We start from the raw sequence: 14,962 nt of genomic DNA on the forward strand, positions 1-14,962 counted from the left end.
TTGCCCGTCGAATTGCGCACGATATTTCTCGAGTTGCGCATGGCTTTCCAATCCGATGGCACCCCGCGCAAGCCCTGGTCAGTACGTTACACCCTGCTGATCGGGGCTTTCTGGCCTATATTTGCTTCCCTGTTGAACCTTTTTCCGCCAAACGAGTTAATTCGCCTGGAGGAACCTATATAAGCCTATTTATTTGGTTTATTAGCGCAATGATGACACAACCATCATTCGGTCAATGGTGCGCCGGTTGGATGATGTTGGATTTTCAATAGCTTGCACTTATCTATCCAACACCATAAATAGCCAGATAACGGTCATTACAAGACTGGGGGTCAAGGGGTCGTGGGTTCGAATCCCGCCGCTCCGACCATTTTTCTTCCCCAAACCTTTATTTTCATACGATCTTTCCTTTGCACCGAAAATGCAAATCGGATTAGCTCTGCCATGCATTGCATGGAGGAAAGCATGAAGAACGCCTTGATCACTGGCGGCAGTCGCGGCATCGGCCGCGCCACCGTTCTGCGCAGCGCGGCGCAAGGCTGGTCTGTAGCCCTGAACTACGCGGGGAACGAACAGGCAGCCCAGCAGGCAGTGACTGAGGCAGCAAAGCTGGGTGCGAAAGCGCTTGCGATCCGGGGTGACATATCCAGCGAAAAAGACGTGATCGCCATGTTCGACAAGGCGGAGGCCGATCTTGGTCCGCTGACAGGTGTCGTCCTGAATGCCGGTATCGTGGCTCAAACCATGCCTCTTGCAGACATGAGTGCCGATCGTCTGAAAAACATGTTCGATGTAAATGTTTACGGCACCTATCTATGCGCCCGCGAAGCAGCGCGGCGCTTGCAGCCCGACAGCGCAATCGTCATCGTTTCCTCCATGGCCTCGCGGCTTGGATCACCGTTTGAATATGTGGATTATGCCGGAGCGAAGGGCGCCCTCGATACGCTGACCACCGGTCTCTCTAAAGAGCTCGCGCCGAAAGGCATTCGCGTCAACGCGGTACGTCCCGGCCTGATTGATACCGAAATCCATGCCAGTGGCGGCAATCCGGATCGCGCGGCAAGGTTGGGCGCCGGGACACCCGCTGGAAGAGCCGGCAAGGCGGAGGAAGTCGCGGAGGCCATTTTCTGGCTGTTGAACGACGCCCCCGCCTATGTGACCGGAACATTCATCGACGTTGCCGGTGGGCGTTAATCCTGAACCGCCTCGACCTATTTCTCGCGCAGCTGATAGGTTTCCGCGACGTAGCGATAGCCCTCGCCTTCCCGCTTGAGATAGGCCAGCGCCGGAAACGGCATATGATAGCCGATGAACGGTAGCCTGTCTGTCGCGATCATATCGAACATGCGCTTGCGGGTCTGGACAGCGGCTTCCTTGTCGATATCGAAGGAAACGTGCCATTCGGGCCGCTGCAACGTTATGACGAAATGGTTCGCCGTATCCGAAACCAGCATCAACGACTTGCCTCCCGTTTCGACCCGGAAAGCCAGATGGCCCGGCGTGTGGCCATAAGCTGCCACAGAATGAATGCCGGAAACGACTTCGCGGTCGTCATCCAGAAACGTCATCTTCTCAGCCAGTGGCTTCACGTTTTTGGCCACCATTTCGGCAACTGTCTTGGCGGGGCTGTCAAGCCTTGCGGGATCTGTCCAGAAGCCGAATTCCTTCTGTCCAGCAGCGTAACGCGCATTGGCAAAGGCCGGCTTGCCGTCCTCCATCAGTCCTCCGATGTGATCGGGATGGAAATGGCTCAGCACCACCAGAGACACATCGTCCGTCTTATAGCCCGAAGCTTCCAGCGCGCTGGTCAATTTGCCCAATCCCGCCTCGCGGGCTCCTGCTCCCATGCCGGTGTCAAACAGGACAAGCTCCTTGCCCGTATTGATGAGTACCGGCGTGAAACTGTTGACGAAACGGTCGGCGGGCAGAAGATTTTCCTCAAGAAGTGCAGCGACCACTTTCGGGTCCTGATCCACCGCATATGTTTTTTCGGGCGCTTGGCCTGCCCTGCGTCCATCGGAAAGCGTGGTAATCTCGAAATCACCAAACTGAAAACGATGGAAGCCCGGATTTTCTACCTGTGACGGGGGTTTCACTTTGGAACTGCCTGTTTCGGCTGCGGCCCTGGTGAGTTCCAGAGGCGACAAGGCCAATCCGGCACCGGCAGCAGATGCTGTAACAATGAAATTACGTCTTGAGATGCTCATCGATCGATCTCCCGGCATAATCTTTGGATAAGATCGACAGGATACCCGAAAAAGCTCCCTGATACATGGGATGCGCGATCAAGTTTCTGTTGGCGCGACAAGGGCGGCATCCCTCTTGCCTCTCCGTTCAAGAATCACTATTTACAGGGTCGCGCGGGACGACCCGTGCCAGTGTTCGCATCGGGGACGGCCCCATAGGAGGGTGTCCTATGGCAGGGCCGATCGAACAATTCGCAATCAAGCCCATCGTTGAACTTGGCGAAATCGGCGGTCAGCCGATTGCTTTCACCAATTCGGCACTCTTCATGGTGCTGACAGTGCTGGGCGCAGCTGTGTTCATGTACCTGTCGGCCCGTCGGGCTGCTGTTGTGCCGGGGCGTTGGCAATCCTCTGCCGAGATTCTCTACGAATTTGTGTCGAAGACATTACGAGAGAACGCTGGTGAAAAAGGCATGACCTTCTTTCCCTTCGTCTTCTCGCTGTTCCTGTTTATCCTGTTTGCCAATTTGATTGGCATGTTTCCTTATGCCTTTACGGTGACGAGCCACATCATTGTGACCTTTGCGCTGGCCATGCTCGTATTCCTGACAGTTACGATCTACGGCCTTATACGAAACGGTTTCGGGTTCTTCCGGCTGTTCATGCCTGCGGGCGTGCCAGTCGTGCTGGCGCCCATCATCGTGCCAATCGAGATCATGTCCTATATCTCGCGCCCGGTCAGCCATTCGGTTCGTCTGTTCGCTGTGATGCTTGCGGGGCACATCACGCTGAAGGTTTTTGCGGGGTTCGTCATCGGTCTGGGCAGCCTGGGCACGCTTGGCATGTTGACTGCCGTACTGCCGCTGGCAATGACCGTCGCGTTGACAGCGCTCGAATTGCTGATGGCAGTCATTCAAGCTTACGTATTTACTATGCTGACCTGCATGTATCTCAACGATGCACTGCATCCGTCACACTGATTGCACAGTTCGCGGGAAGGACGACCTTCCCGCTTTTTCAACGAACGGGACGGCCCGTTCAGAACCCTCGTGAGGGAGCATTAAAATGGCATGGCTTTATCTGATCGTGGCCGGAGTTCTTGAGGTTGTCTGGGCTTATTTCATGAAAAAATCGGAAGGCTTTTCCCTTCTGACACCGAGCGCTATTACCATCGTAACGATGATCGGCAGTTTCATTCTGTTGTCCATCGCCATGCGCAGCCTGCCGCTCGGCACGGCCTATGCAATCTGGACAGGCATTGGCGCGGTGGGTGCATTTGTGGTGGGCATCTTCATTCTTGGTGAGGCTGCAACCTTCTTCCGTGTTGCAAGCGTGACGTTGATTCTAGCCGGTATCATCGGGTTGAAACTCTCATCCAGCTGATCCTCTCGGCTAAAAGAAAAGGGAGGCAAAAGCCTCCCTTTTTTCATGCGATCCAAAGTCGATCAGCGCACCTGATCGAGAAGACGCTTGCATTCCAGAAGATCGAACAACGCCTCCTGCAGGAGCGAGCGGTTATCCTTGGAAGGCCGCTTCCCATCAGCTCCGATGGGGCCATCTTCCTCGCCCTTCAACAAGCCGAAAAGTTTGCGCGCTGGTTGCGGTGCTTTGATGCCGCTCGGCAAAGCCATTTCATTGTCAGCCGCCTCTTCGGCAGCACGCTTATCGGCGGCAGCCTGCTTCTGGCGTGTGATTGCCTCAATGGCCTGAACATCGCCATTGCCGAGCGCGATGATGAACTGCGCATTGTTTTCGCGGAGCAGGCGCTGCACGCCCTTGATCGTATAGCCCTGATCGTAGAGCAGATGACGAATGCCCTTGAGCAATTCGACGTCAAGCGGTCGGTAGTATCGGCGACCGCCGCCGCGCTTCATAGGCTTGATCTGGGTAAAACGCGTTTCCCAGAAACGCAGCACATGCTGCGGAAGATCAAGGTCATCCGCTACTTCGCTGATCGTCCTGAATGCATCAGGGCTCTTGTCCATTCCACTTGCCCTTTCCAGTGGTTCAGGTTTCGCCGTTGCGGCGCAACCTCGCCGATCCAGATAGTTCAACTCGCTGCCAACGCGGACGCGTCTGTAACACGAAAGGCGCTTGTTACCATCGGATTTTAAAAGACGGGAGTTAACAAACTCCAGCGTGTGGAAAGACACGGCGCAAACGTCATTCAAAACCGGACAGCGTGCAACACGAACTCGCTCTGAAAAGCCAGGCGCTTTCCAGATTTCAATATCAGCGAAGCGATTCGCTCCGCTGAATCCATTATATAATATCAGAGCTTTATAAGCATCCCTTCACGCATGGCCGAAGGTAGCGTGGCCAACCCAGGACCAACAGCGACTGCCCCCCTGAAGGGGCTGGTGGTCGAAGCGACATTCTCCGCGCATGGTCCTGAACCAGACGCAGAAAACTGTCAGCGATTTGCAATGATGGTGCCAAAAACAAAATGCTGCCCGATGGGCAGCATTCCAGCAATTACTTCTGGCTTTTGGTTTCACGCTTCTGGTGCTCCTGCAGAATACGCTGCTTGAGAACGTTGGAAGCTTTGAAAGTCATCACACGACGGGGAAGAATTGGAACCTCCTCGCCTGTTTTCGGATTACGGCCAATGCGCTCGTTCTTGTCACGAACCTGAAATGTCGCGAAAGACGACAATTTCACGGTTTCGCCGTTGACGATAGCGTCACAGACTTCATCGAGGATCATCTCGACAAGAGCCGCCGACTCCGTTCTGGAAAGGCCTACCTTCCGGTAAACAGCCTCTGCCAGATCAGCTCGCGTGACCGTTTTACCTCCCATGACCGAACCTGCCTGGTTAGCGTTTGAACAGATAATATCCTTACGTGACAGGACGTTACACAAATAAAAGCGCAACGGTCAAGCCGCGAGTTCCCTCACGGCAGATCAAATTTGTCACTTACCAGCGCAACAGAACCGCGCCCCACGTGAATCCGCCGCCCATTGCCTCCAGAAGAACGAGGTCGCCCTTCTTGATACGGCCGTCCGCAACAGCGGTCGCGAGCGCCAGCGGAACCGACGCCGCAGAGGTGTTACCATGGCGATCCACGGTGATGACCACCTTGTTTTCAGCAATATTCAGCTTCTTGGCGGAAGCATCGATAATGCGTTTGTTGGCCTGATGCGGGACGAACCAGTCGATATCCTCAGCTGTAAGGCCGGTTTCCTCGAAGGAAGCCTCGATGACGTCCGTAATCATGCCAACGGCATGCTTGAAGACTTCGCGGCCTTCCATGCGCAGATGGCCGACCGTCTGAGTCGTGGACGGACCGCCATCCACAAAAAGTTTTTCCTTGTGATTGCCGTCCGAGCGCAGATTGGCGGCGAGAACACCGCGATCCGAGGTCAGCCCGTTGCCTTCGGCAGCTTCGAGAACCACCGCACCGGCACCGTCGCCGAACAGAACGCAGGTCGTGCGATCATTCCAGTCGAGGATGCGCGAGAAGGTTTCCGCGCCGATGACCAGAACCCGCTTCGCCATGCCGCCGCGGATATAGAGGTCAGCCGTAGTGATGGCATAGATGAAGCCGCTGCACACGGCCTGCATATCGAAGGCAAAACCCTTGGTGATTCCCAGTTCGCGCTGAATTTCCACGGCACTTGCCGGAAACGTATGGTTGGGCGTCGAGGTTGCCAACAGAACGAGATCAATATCGGCCGGCTGAAGACCGGCATTCTCGATTGCCGCGCGAGCCGCAGCCGCGCCGAGCGAAACCGTGGTTTCGTCATCGCCTGCGATATGGCGCTCACGGATACCCGTGCGCTGCACGATCCACTCGTCCGAGGTTTCGATAATACCTTCGAAATCGGTATTCTTCATGACCCGCTTCGGCAATGCCGAACCGATACCCCGCACGACAGATCTTATCATCTCTTATTTCCTGTCCTTACATGCGACCGGCGCAACGAGCATTCGCGCGCGCAGCCGTGAATTCTGGCCCTACACATATTCGGTAAAAGTTACTTCACCGCTTCGGCACCGAAAAAATAATCGGCAAACCGCAAATCTTATCCAATTCCGTCTTCCGGATGGCTTTGCCGGAATTATGCCTTCGCAGCCTCGCCACCTTCATTCGAAACATGCGGATGACTGTGGTGGAAATGCGCCAGATCGGCTTCGATCTTTTCCAGAAGGCGATTTCTCACCATGTCATAGCCGACTTCCACTGCCGAGCAGAAGCCTTCGGCGTTCGCGCTGCCATGACTTTTGATAACAATTCCGCTGAGACCGAGGAAAACGCCGCCATTGACCTTATTCGGGTCCATCTTTTCACGCAGGCGGTCAAACGCGCCCTTGGCGAAAACATAGCCAATCTTTGCAAGCAGCGTCCGGCGCATGGCTTGACGCAGCAGTTCTCCCATCTGGCGGGCCGTACCTTCCGCGGCCTTGAGCGCGATATTGCCGGTGAAACCTTCGGTCACAACTACATCCACGGTACCTTTGCCGATGTCGTTGCCTTCAACGAAGCCGGAATAGGCAAGTCCGTCCAGCGGAGTATCGCGCAGAATCTGGCCTGCCTCCTTGATCTCGTCGAGACCCTTGACCTCTTCCGTGCCAACATTGAGGAGCCCTACGGTCGGTTTGCGCACCTCGAACAAAGCGCGCGCCATACCAGCTCCCATAACGGCATAATCGACTAGCTGACGCGCATCGGCACCAATGGTAGCACCAATGTCGAGCACGATGCTTTCACCGCGCAGCGTTGGCCAGATGCCCGCAATCGCCGGGCGCTCAACATCCGACATCATGCGCAGGCAAAATTTGGACATGGCCATCAGCGCGCCGGTATTACCGGCAGAAATACACGCCTGGGCATCGCCGGTCTTCACCGCCTCGATGGCCTGCCACATGGATGATTTGCCCCGACCGGCGCGTAGCGCCTGGCTCGGCTTGTCATCCATGCTGATGGCAACCTGGCTCGCGCGAAACTCTGATGCGGCCTGCAGTTTCGGGTAGCGTGCCAGCACGGGCTCCACCTGCGCGGGGAGACCGAAGAAAATGAAGCGAATGTCAGGATGGCGCTCAAGCGCCTTCGCTGCGCCGGGGATGACCACTTCAGGGCCAAAATCACCGCCCATCGCGTCGATCGAAATTTTGATCACTCTTGATTATTCCTGTGCGATCCCTGTCCCTGCCCTGCCTTTGCAGCAGACAGGTTTTCGGCGAAAATAGTGTTTTTGCGTTTCCGCACAACCAAATTCTATCAAACTCATCGTGAATTACGGCTTCTTCTGCCACTCCGAAAGCTTTGCAAACGGCGAAACGGGCTGCTCATCACCATCGTCGTCCCCGAAAACCTTCGGTTCACTCTCGTCAGTCAGCCCCGGCTTGCGGGGATATGGATCAATCGCGAGATCGAAGAATTCCTCCGCAATCGCACCGACATCGATCTTATCACCGACAAAGACTTCCGGACTGTCCGCACCTTCCGCATCGAGCAGCATTTCGCCGCTTTCATCAAGCTGAATCCGAGCGAGCCGCGAATTTTCCGGCACGAAGATCGTATCAACCTCTTCAGCGACGCTGTTGGTCAGCGGCTCCAGCGTCACGACGCAGGATTGAACGATTTCCGCATCGATGCGACCGCGCACCCGGATACCGTCCTTTTTCCAAGGCGTAATCAGAAACTCTGCGGCAAAGGCATTCACGGCCTCAAGCCCATGGTCTGCCGCGAGCGCTGCGCGCTCCTTCTCATCCGTACCTATTTTCACAGTTACGCCTTTTTGCGGTAGGTGAAGAACCGGAACAGGATAGGTGAGCGCCGGTTTGTCAGTCATTCTCATTGGCCTTTTCAGCATTGTTTTTTGGCGCAAAGTCGATCTTTGACGCGCGTCTTGTTCCGAAAACCGTTTCACACTTTTCGGGATGCGCTCTCATCTGCATCCATATAGGAAATGTCGCCTGCCGCCAAAGCATCGTCTGCAATTTTTTGCAGGCGGTCGCGGCATCCGAAAACATATTCACTTAAATGGTGGGCATGTGGCCAGAATTCGAGGTCCGGGCGGATATTTCGCGTGAGTGCCGCAGCCAGCGCGTCGGCATCATTTGCATCCAGCGCCTCACCATAAGCCGCAACGCGCCCATAGAACATGCGCGCAAGCTTCTTCATACGCTTCGGCACCCCCTGATCGCCGATGCCGAGTTCGCGCAGCGAATGGTCGACATCCTTGAAAAACTCGTCCGCAATTTCCTGCGCCAGATCGGCAAGCGCCTTGTTTCCTCCCCTCATGCGGTGCAGGGCGAGAAAAATATGCAGCGAAAGCATTTCATAGCGGCCAAGCGGCGTATCAGGCACCTGAAATTGTGCATAAAACCGCTTTTGCCGCGCCGCCGCCACGATCACCTCGTAAACGCGAAGCATAATTGCCTCGTTTGCTTTCGATTTGCGGCGGAATAGTTGGAGAATCATGTCCGTACGACCGTTCCAGTTGCATAAATTAGCAAGGTGGTTTACCGAAGTTCACCCGACGGCGAAAGTGCCGCGCTGATCTAGAATGTATGGAGAGGTCTTTGTTGCAGCGATTTTTTCCAAGTGTACGCAAGCAGCGTACTCTTCTCGCCGGCACGGCAATTCTCGTCTCAGTGGCTCTTGCCGGATGTAACACCGCATCCACGCTCAATCCATCCGAAACGCTGACAGAGGGTTACGTGCTCGATCAGGGTGCGCTTGATTCGGTTCCTGTCGGCTCCAGCCGCGAGCAGGTGCTTCTGGCACTCGGTACGCCGTCCACCACCGCGACCTTCGACAATGAAGTGTTCTATTACATTTCTCAGAAGCGTTATCGCGCTGCGCAGTTCATGAAGCCGAAGATCGTTGAGCGGCAGATTCTCGCCATCTATTTCGACAAGGACGGCAAGGTCGAGCATATCGCCAATTACGGCCTGAAGGACGGCAAGCTGTTCGACTTCGTGTCGCGCACCACGCCGACAGGCGGCAAGGACCAGACCTTCCTCGGACAGATCATTCAGGGCGTTTCCAAGGCCCCGACATCGTTGCCCGGCGCTGCAGGCGGCCCCAACAACTGATCTGGATAATATCTTCAAAACAGAAAACCCGCCTTTACGGCGGGTTTTCTTTTTCAAGCGTTCATTCCATCAAGACATATGCGCCAGCACAGCCAACAGAAGAAGAGCTACGATGTTGGTGATCTTGATTGCCGGATTGACAGCCGGACCAGCTGTATCCTTGTAAGGATCACCCACAGTATCGCCTGTCACCGATGCTTTGTGCGCTTCTGAACCTTTCAGGTGCTTCACGCCATCGGCGTCGGTGAACCCGTCTTCGAAGCTCTTCTTGGCATTGTCCCATGCGCCGCCGCCGGACGTCATGGAAATCGCCACGAACAGGCCGTTGATGATGACACCGAGAAGCGATGCGCCGAGTGCTGCAAAGGCCGCAGCCTTCGAGCCAGAGATAAGCAACACGCCGAAATAAACGACTATCGGCGCCAGCACAGGCAAAAGCGACGGGATAATCATTTCACGAATGGCCGCTCTGGTCAGCAGATCAACCGCACGAGCATAGTCCGGGCGCTCCTTGCCGGTCATGATCCCCGGCTTTTCGCGGAACTGGCGGCGTACTTCCTGCACGACCGCGCCCCCGGCCCGGCCCACGGCCGTCATCGCCATGCCACCGAACAGATAAGGGATCAGGCCACCGAAGATCAGGCCCGCAACCACATAAGGGTTGGAGAGATCGAAGGAGACAGGTCCCATATCCGCAAAATAGGGATAGGTCTGCCCGTTGGCCGCAAAATAGGCCAGATCGTTGGAATAAGCCGCAAACAGCACCAGTGCACCGAGACCCGCCGAGCCGATGGCATAGCCCTTGGTGACGGCCTTGGTCGTATTGCCGACGGCGTCGAGCGCATCGGTAGCCTTGCGGACCTCCGGGTCGAGACCGGCCATTTCCGCGATGCCGCCCGCATTGTCCGTAACCGGTCCGAACGCATCAAGCGCTACGATCATGCCCGCAATGCCAAGCATGGCAGTGACGGCAATTGCGGTTCCGAACAGGCCTGCAAGCTGGTAGGTCGAGATAATGCCACCTACGATCACGATTGCCGGCAGAGCGGTCGATTCAAGCGAAACCGCCAGTCCCTGAATGACATTCGTGCCGTGGCCGGTGACGGAAGCCTGCGCGATGGAATTCACCGGGCGCTTGTTGGTACCGGTATAATATTCCGTAATCACGACGATCAGACCGGTCACTATCAGACCGATCAGACCGCATATGAAGAGATTGGTGCCGGTAATACTTTTTCCGGCCACGGTTCCGATTTCACCCCAGCCGATGGTCAGTGTATTGGCAACGGCAAGACCGACAATGGAAAGCAGGCCTGTTGCTATCAGCCCCTTGTACAGAGCACCCATAATGGAGCCATCGACGCTGAGCTTGACGAAGAAAGTACCCACGATCGACGTAATCACGCAGGCCCCGCAGATCATCAGCGGATAGAGCATGACACTCGGTAGAACGTCCGATCCGTTGAAGAAGATTGCGCCGAGAACCATGGTAGCAACGACCGTCACTGCGTAAGTTTCGAACAGGTCAGCGGCCATGCCCGCACAATCACCGACATTGTCGCCGACATTGTCTGCAATCGTCGCAGGATTGCGCGGGTCATCCTCGGGAATACCTGCTTCCACCTTGCCGACAAGATCGCCGCCGACATCTGCACCCTTGGTGAAGATGCCGCCGCCAAGACGCGCGAAGATCGAGATCAGCGAAGCGCCGAAGCCGAGCGACACCAGCGCATCGATAACGGTGCGGTCAGAAGGCGAGTAACCAAGCCAGACGGTGAGAATGAAATAGTAGACGGAGACGCCGAGCAGCGCGAGCCCTGCTACCAGAAGGCCAGTGATGGCCCCGGACTTGAAGGCCAGTTCTAACCCGCCGGCGAGGCTGAGCGAAGCTGCCTGCGCAGTGCGCACATTGGCGCGAACCGAAACGTGCATTCCGATGAAGCCGGTGACGCCCGACAGAACCGCACCAATCAGAAAGCCGATTGCGGCACTGATCGACAACAGATACCAGGCTGCCAGAAAGACCACGACGCCGACGATGGCAATTGTTGAATATTGTCTTGTGAGATAGGCTGAGGCACCCTCGCGGATGGCTTCAGCAATTTCCTGCATGCGCTGCGTCCCCTGATCGGCTGCAAGAACCGAACGGATCGCCCATATGGCGAAAAGAACGGAAACTACGCCGCAGGCAATGACGAGAACTAAGACTGCCACTCCCATTTGCATAAAGGCCAACTCCCATTGAGCGCATCCCGAAAAGTGTGAAGCGATTTTCGGGAAAGATGCGCGGCCAATCAGACAATTGGAACGCCGATCTGTTGCAAACAGATCGAAACGCGCTCCACAGCTCGCGCCAGCTACCGTCAGACCGCGAGCCGCGACTGTCGGCAGGCAAATGCGCACGATAGGCCCGAAAACCCCTCCCCGGACCCGATTGAGCGGCATGGAAGTGCCTGAAGCCAATACAAGATACCGGGCTTCTTCGGTATATTCACGTCTGGAACTTACGCCTAAAGCGGATCGCGATCTTTCAGATTCGCTCTCAGCGCTTTATGTCTTTGATTTTAGGCCTGTCGTTCTCGCAAAACCGCTACGCACTTTTGCGCGACATGCCTGAGAAATCAATCAATTGGCGCGATTCCTTGCATTTCAGCATTCTCAATGCCGCATATCCAACATGCGAAACGGTTTAACAAACGTCAAGTCGTTCTTTGCCAGCGTAAAATGAAAGAAGGGCTGCGATTTCTCACAGCCCTTCTTTCATGATTATTGTCAGGGAAGCCGGATCAGCGTGGCTTCACGCCGCGGCTCTCGCCACGAATGACAAACGCCAGGCGATCAAGCACGGCATTGACCAGCTTCGGCTCATCTTCCGTGTAGAACGCCTTGGCGATATCGACATATTCGGACACGATCACAGCGGTTGGCACGTCTTTGCGCGTCTGCAATTCCCATGCGCCCGCACGGAGAATGGCGCGCAGGGTCGAATCGAGACGCGACAATGGCCAGTCTTCGGTCAGCGCCTGATGGATCATCGGATCGAGCTTAAGCTGTTCATCGACGACACCGGCCACGATCGCGCGGAACCATTGCGGATCGGCATCGAGATACTGCGTGCCATCCACTTCCTTGCCGAGACGGAACGCTTCGTACTCAGCCACCACTTCCAGAACACCGGTCCCGGCGACATCCATCTGATAGAGTGCCTGGACTGCGGCAAGACGGGCAACGCCGCGCTTATTTGCCGTGCGTGGAAGATTAGGGGTCGGTCGGCCTTCGGTAGAAGAAGTCATGGTAATCAGACTCCGAACTTCTTGCGCAGGTCGATCATGGTCAGGGCGGCACGAGCGGCAAAACCGCCCTTGTCCTTGTCTTCACGGCGAGCGCGAACCCATGCCTGCTCTTCGTTTTCGACAGTCAGAATGCCGTTGCCGATAGCGATGCTTTCCTCAACCGCAAGATCGGTGAGCGCACGGCAGGATTCATTGGACACGATATCGAAATGATAGGTCTCGCCACGGATAACCGTACCGAGCGCGACAAAGCCGTCATATTCCTTGCCGCCATTGTCTTCGCCGTCGAGTGCGAAAGAAATGACCGCCGGAACTTCCAGTGCACCTGGAACCGTCACGACATCATAGGTCGCCCCTGCTTCATCCAAGGCTGCCTTTGCGCCATCCAGAAGCGCGTCAGCGAGATCATCGTAGAAACGCGCTTCGACAATAAGCAAATGCGGCGCATGCGCCTCGTGCTTGGACATGAGAGACTCCATGACAAATTTTGCGGACCGCAACGATTGCGGTCAACGCTTAAAATCGGGATATGCTTTTACAGCCTGGGAATTTAGGCTGTAAGCCTATTTCTGATATTGCGCAAGCCTTGCTGCGTAACGTGCCAGCTGGTCGATCTCGATATTTACTTTGTCACCCGCTTTCCGCTCGCCCCAGGTCGTGACTTCAAGCGAGTGGCGGATCAGGAGCACATCAAACTCGTTTCCGTTGACGCCATTGACCGTCAGCGACGTTCCATCGAGGGCCACAGAACCCTTCTGGGCGATAAATGGAGCTAGTTCTTCCGGCGCGCGCAGGGTGAAGCGCACTGCATCGCCTTCTTCCTTGCGCTCGACGATTTCAGCCTGTCCGTCGACATGCCCCGAAACGAGATGACCGCCCATTTCGTCACCAAGTTTCAACGAACGCTCCAGATTGATGTTTCGTCCGCTCTGCCATTTGGAGATCGTGGTCAGGCGCAGCGCCTCTTCCCACGCCTCAACCTCGAACCAGCGGGCATTCGTGCCCTTTTCCGGAAGCGCCACGACCGTTAGGCACACGCCAGAACAGGCAATCGATGCGCCAAGCTCGATCGTTGCAGGATCATAAGCAGTTTCGATACGCAGAAGAACGCCTTCATTCAGCGGCTTGATCCGGTCAACCTTGCCGATATCGGTGATAATGCCTGTAAACATCAATTCTCCTTCGTGCCTGATCCAAAAGTCGCCATGTCTTGGCTCGCAAATAGCGGTTTCCTGCGCTTCCGGTGCTTATGTACTTAAGTACACTGCGCTCCGCTTCTCGAAAACCATCATTTCCGCTGCGACCTGACGCTTTTACATTCTGACACTTACATATTCTGCATAGGCATCGTCGCCATAGCGAGCCTGCCTTAAGATTTTGAACTTGTCTGCGATATGGGTTTCAAGCCCGTCCACGGCAACCCCATGCTCCGGCCCGATTTCAATCGGCGAGCGGAAGATGGCAAGCCGATCTACAAGCCCCTCTTCCAGAAAGCTCTTCGCGACGCCCGCTCCGCCTTCAACGAGAACCGAGGAAATCCCCTGTGCGGCGAGATCGTCCATGAGTTCGGGCAGAGCGATGCGGCAATCATATGCTTCGGTCGCGAGAATCCGGCAACCGGCTGCCTGCAACTCGTAGCGTCGCTCCGGCAACGCTTCTTCACCGCAGGCGATCCACAAGGGCTGGGCATCAGCGGTCTGTACAAGTTTCGAGGAAAGCGGCAAACGCAATCCGCTATCGAGCACCACCCGAACAGGCGAACGCTGTTCCACCCCCGGCAGGCGGCAGTTCAACACCGGATCGTCGGCCAGTGCGGTTTCGATGCCAATCAGGATAATATCGGTCTGGGCCCGCAGGATATGCGACTGGGCGCGCGCAATCGGTCCCGTTATCGAGATCTGCCCTTCGCCCCGGCGTCCGATCATGCCATCGGCGGAAAGTGCAAGTTTCAGAATCACTTCCGGGCGCTTCTTCGCAGATCGATTCAGATAACCTGCAAGATCATCGGCAGCCTGTTCGGCGAGAATGCCCGGCACAACCTCAATACCTGCCTCGCGCAGTATGGCAAACCCTTTTCCGCTGACCCGGTCGTCCGGATCCGTCGCGGCAACCACGACACGCGCTACCCCTGCCTGCACCAGCGCTTCCGCACAAGGCGGCGTGCGTCCGTGATGCGCGCATGGCTCCAGCGTCACATAGGCCGTTGCACCACGTGCCGCTTCTCCCGCGTCGGCCAGTGCTTGCGGCTCGGCGTGGGGCCTGCCGCCCAATGCAGTCACGCCACGTCCGACGATGACGCCATCCTTGACGAGGATCGTACCAACAGAGGGATTGGTGGCGGTTAGCCCCTTATGATGACGAGCATAGCGGATCGCCGCTTCCATGAAGCGGACGTCATCCGCAGTTGCGTTCGAAGGCGGAAACTTGCTGCCACTCAT

General features: G+C 56.1%; 16 protein-coding genes. 4 read left to right on the forward strand and 12 right to left on the reverse strand.

Annotation, left to right across the window (positions count from 1 at the left end; genetic code table 11):
* The first annotated feature begins 465 nt into the window (after positions 1-465).
* On the forward strand, positions 466-1,194 hold the full coding sequence (locus HWX93_RS11860; RefSeq protein WP_176037476.1) for an SDR family oxidoreductase: 729 nt from the start codon (positions 466-468) through the stop codon (positions 1,192-1,194).
* Positions 1,195-1,211: 17 nt separating this feature from the next.
* Here the strand turns inward: HWX93_RS11860 and HWX93_RS11865 are convergent, their stop codons facing one another.
* Positions 1,212-2,207 (reverse strand): MBL fold metallo-hydrolase, encoded by a 996-nt coding sequence (locus HWX93_RS11865; RefSeq protein WP_176037477.1) that lies wholly within the window; start codon positions 2,205-2,207, stop codon positions 1,212-1,214.
* 209 nt (positions 2,208-2,416) lie between these two features.
* On the opposite strand from HWX93_RS11865, the gene HWX93_RS11870 reads away from it, so the two are divergent.
* Positions 2,417-3,166, forward strand: coding sequence for a F0F1 ATP synthase subunit A (locus HWX93_RS11870; protein WP_176037478.1), 750 nt, complete (start codon positions 2,417-2,419; stop codon positions 3,164-3,166).
* A gap of 85 nt (positions 3,167-3,251) precedes the next feature.
* Positions 3,252-3,569 carry a quaternary ammonium compound efflux SMR transporter SugE gene (gene sugE / locus HWX93_RS11875; protein WP_061347387.1) on the forward strand — a complete coding sequence of 106 codons (318 nt, stop codon included), beginning with the start codon at positions 3,252-3,254 and terminating at the stop codon, positions 3,567-3,569.
* Positions 3,570-3,631: 62 nt separating this feature from the next.
* Here the strand turns inward: sugE and HWX93_RS11880 are convergent, their stop codons facing one another.
* The 6 genes from HWX93_RS11880 to HWX93_RS11905 form a co-directional block, all read right to left on the reverse strand.
* Positions 3,632-4,171 (reverse strand): MerR family transcriptional regulator, encoded by a 540-nt coding sequence (locus HWX93_RS11880; RefSeq protein ID WP_010661103.1) that lies wholly within the window; start codon positions 4,169-4,171, stop codon positions 3,632-3,634.
* Between the two features lie 490 nt (positions 4,172-4,661).
* Complete coding sequence (locus HWX93_RS11885) at positions 4,662-4,985, reverse strand: integration host factor subunit alpha (protein WP_010661102.1); 324 nt, start codon at positions 4,983-4,985, stop codon at positions 4,662-4,664.
* A gap of 118 nt (positions 4,986-5,103) precedes the next feature.
* Positions 5,104-6,075 carry a beta-ketoacyl-ACP synthase III gene (locus HWX93_RS11890; RefSeq protein ID WP_176037479.1) on the reverse strand — a complete coding sequence of 324 codons (972 nt, stop codon included), beginning with the start codon at positions 6,073-6,075 and terminating at the stop codon, positions 5,104-5,106.
* Positions 6,076-6,248: 173 nt separating this feature from the next.
* A complete protein-coding gene (gene plsX, locus HWX93_RS11895) occupies positions 6,249-7,307 on the reverse strand; it encodes a phosphate acyltransferase PlsX (RefSeq protein WP_151554767.1) in 1,059 nt (352 codons plus the stop codon).
* Positions 7,308-7,424: 117 nt separating this feature from the next.
* The gene (locus HWX93_RS11900) at positions 7,425-7,982 is read right to left on the reverse strand and encodes a YceD family protein (protein ID WP_061347467.1); all 558 of its coding nucleotides are present in this window, start codon (positions 7,980-7,982) and stop codon (positions 7,425-7,427) included.
* A gap of 74 nt (positions 7,983-8,056) precedes the next feature.
* The gene (locus HWX93_RS11905; protein WP_061347384.1) at positions 8,057-8,614 is read right to left on the reverse strand and encodes a ubiquinol-cytochrome C chaperone family protein; all 558 of its coding nucleotides are present in this window, start codon (positions 8,612-8,614) and stop codon (positions 8,057-8,059) included.
* 101 nt (positions 8,615-8,715) lie between these two features.
* Here HWX93_RS11905 and HWX93_RS11910 point away from each other — a divergent pair, with 101 nt between their 5' ends.
* Entirely contained in the window at positions 8,716-9,231 is a 516-nt protein-coding gene (locus tag HWX93_RS11910; protein ID WP_176037480.1) for an outer membrane protein assembly factor BamE, read from the forward strand.
* A 69-nt stretch (positions 9,232-9,300) separates the two neighbouring features.
* Here HWX93_RS11910 and HWX93_RS11915 read toward each other — a convergent pair whose 3' ends face one another.
* From HWX93_RS11915 to ribD, 5 genes are all read right to left on the reverse strand, one after another.
* Entirely contained in the window at positions 9,301-11,457 is a 2,157-nt protein-coding gene (locus HWX93_RS11915) for a sodium-translocating pyrophosphatase (RefSeq protein ID WP_061347382.1), read from the reverse strand.
* 560 nt (positions 11,458-12,017) lie between these two features.
* Positions 12,018-12,524, reverse strand: a complete 507-nt coding sequence (gene nusB / locus HWX93_RS11920; RefSeq protein WP_139975613.1) for a transcription antitermination factor NusB — start codon at positions 12,522-12,524, stop codon at positions 12,018-12,020.
* Between the two features lie 5 nt (positions 12,525-12,529).
* Entirely contained in the window at positions 12,530-12,991 is a 462-nt protein-coding gene (locus HWX93_RS11925) for a 6,7-dimethyl-8-ribityllumazine synthase (RefSeq protein ID WP_061347380.1), read from the reverse strand.
* Between the two features lie 96 nt (positions 12,992-13,087).
* Positions 13,088-13,696: a riboflavin synthase gene (locus HWX93_RS11930; protein ID WP_151554772.1), complete on the reverse strand. Its 609-nt coding sequence runs from the start codon at positions 13,694-13,696 to the stop codon at positions 13,088-13,090.
* Positions 13,697-13,837: 141 nt separating this feature from the next.
* Positions 13,838-14,962 (reverse strand): bifunctional diaminohydroxyphosphoribosylaminopyrimidine deaminase/5-amino-6-(5-phosphoribosylamino)uracil reductase RibD, encoded by a 1,125-nt coding sequence (ribD, locus tag HWX93_RS11935; protein WP_176037481.1) that lies wholly within the window; start codon positions 14,960-14,962, stop codon positions 13,838-13,840.

Origin of the sequence: Brucella tritici (genome assembly GCF_902825325.1) — a bacterium.
Classification (GTDB): domain Bacteria; phylum Pseudomonadota; class Alphaproteobacteria; order Rhizobiales; family Rhizobiaceae; genus Brucella.

Coding starts and splice junctions, on each gene's coding strand:
- HWX93_RS11880 (WP_010661103.1), bottom strand. CDS start 4,171: ATGGACAAGAGCCCTGATGCATTCAGGACGATCAGCGAAGTAGCGGAT.
- HWX93_RS11900 (WP_061347467.1), bottom strand. CDS start 7,982: ATGACTGACAAACCGGCGCTCACCTATCCTGTTCCGGTTCTTCACCTA.
- HWX93_RS11905 (WP_061347384.1), bottom strand. CDS start 8,614: ATGATTCTCCAACTATTCCGCCGCAAATCGAAAGCAAACGAGGCAATT.
- ribD (WP_176037481.1), bottom strand. CDS start 14,962: ATGAGTGGCAGCAAGTTTCCGCCTTCGAACGCAACTGCGGATGACGTC.
- HWX93_RS11865 (WP_176037477.1), bottom strand. CDS start 2,207: ATGAGCATCTCAAGACGTAATTTCATTGTTACAGCATCTGCTGCCGGT.
- HWX93_RS11885 (WP_010661102.1), bottom strand. CDS start 4,985: ATGGGAGGTAAAACGGTCACGCGAGCTGATCTGGCAGAGGCTGTTTAC.
- sugE (WP_061347387.1), top strand. CDS start 3,252: ATGGCATGGCTTTATCTGATCGTGGCCGGAGTTCTTGAGGTTGTCTGG.
- HWX93_RS11870 (WP_176037478.1), top strand. CDS start 2,417: ATGGCAGGGCCGATCGAACAATTCGCAATCAAGCCCATCGTTGAACTT.
- HWX93_RS11915 (WP_061347382.1), bottom strand. CDS start 11,457: ATGCAAATGGGAGTGGCAGTCTTAGTTCTCGTCATTGCCTGCGGCGTA.
- HWX93_RS11930 (WP_151554772.1), bottom strand. CDS start 13,696: ATGTTTACAGGCATTATCACCGATATCGGCAAGGTTGACCGGATCAAG.
- HWX93_RS11925 (WP_061347380.1), bottom strand. CDS start 12,991: ATGTCCAAGCACGAGGCGCATGCGCCGCATTTGCTTATTGTCGAAGCG.
- nusB (WP_139975613.1), bottom strand. CDS start 12,524: ATGACTTCTTCTACCGAAGGCCGACCGACCCCTAATCTTCCACGCACG.
- HWX93_RS11860 (WP_176037476.1), top strand. CDS start 466: ATGAAGAACGCCTTGATCACTGGCGGCAGTCGCGGCATCGGCCGCGCC.
- HWX93_RS11890 (WP_176037479.1), bottom strand. CDS start 6,075: ATGATAAGATCTGTCGTGCGGGGTATCGGTTCGGCATTGCCGAAGCGG.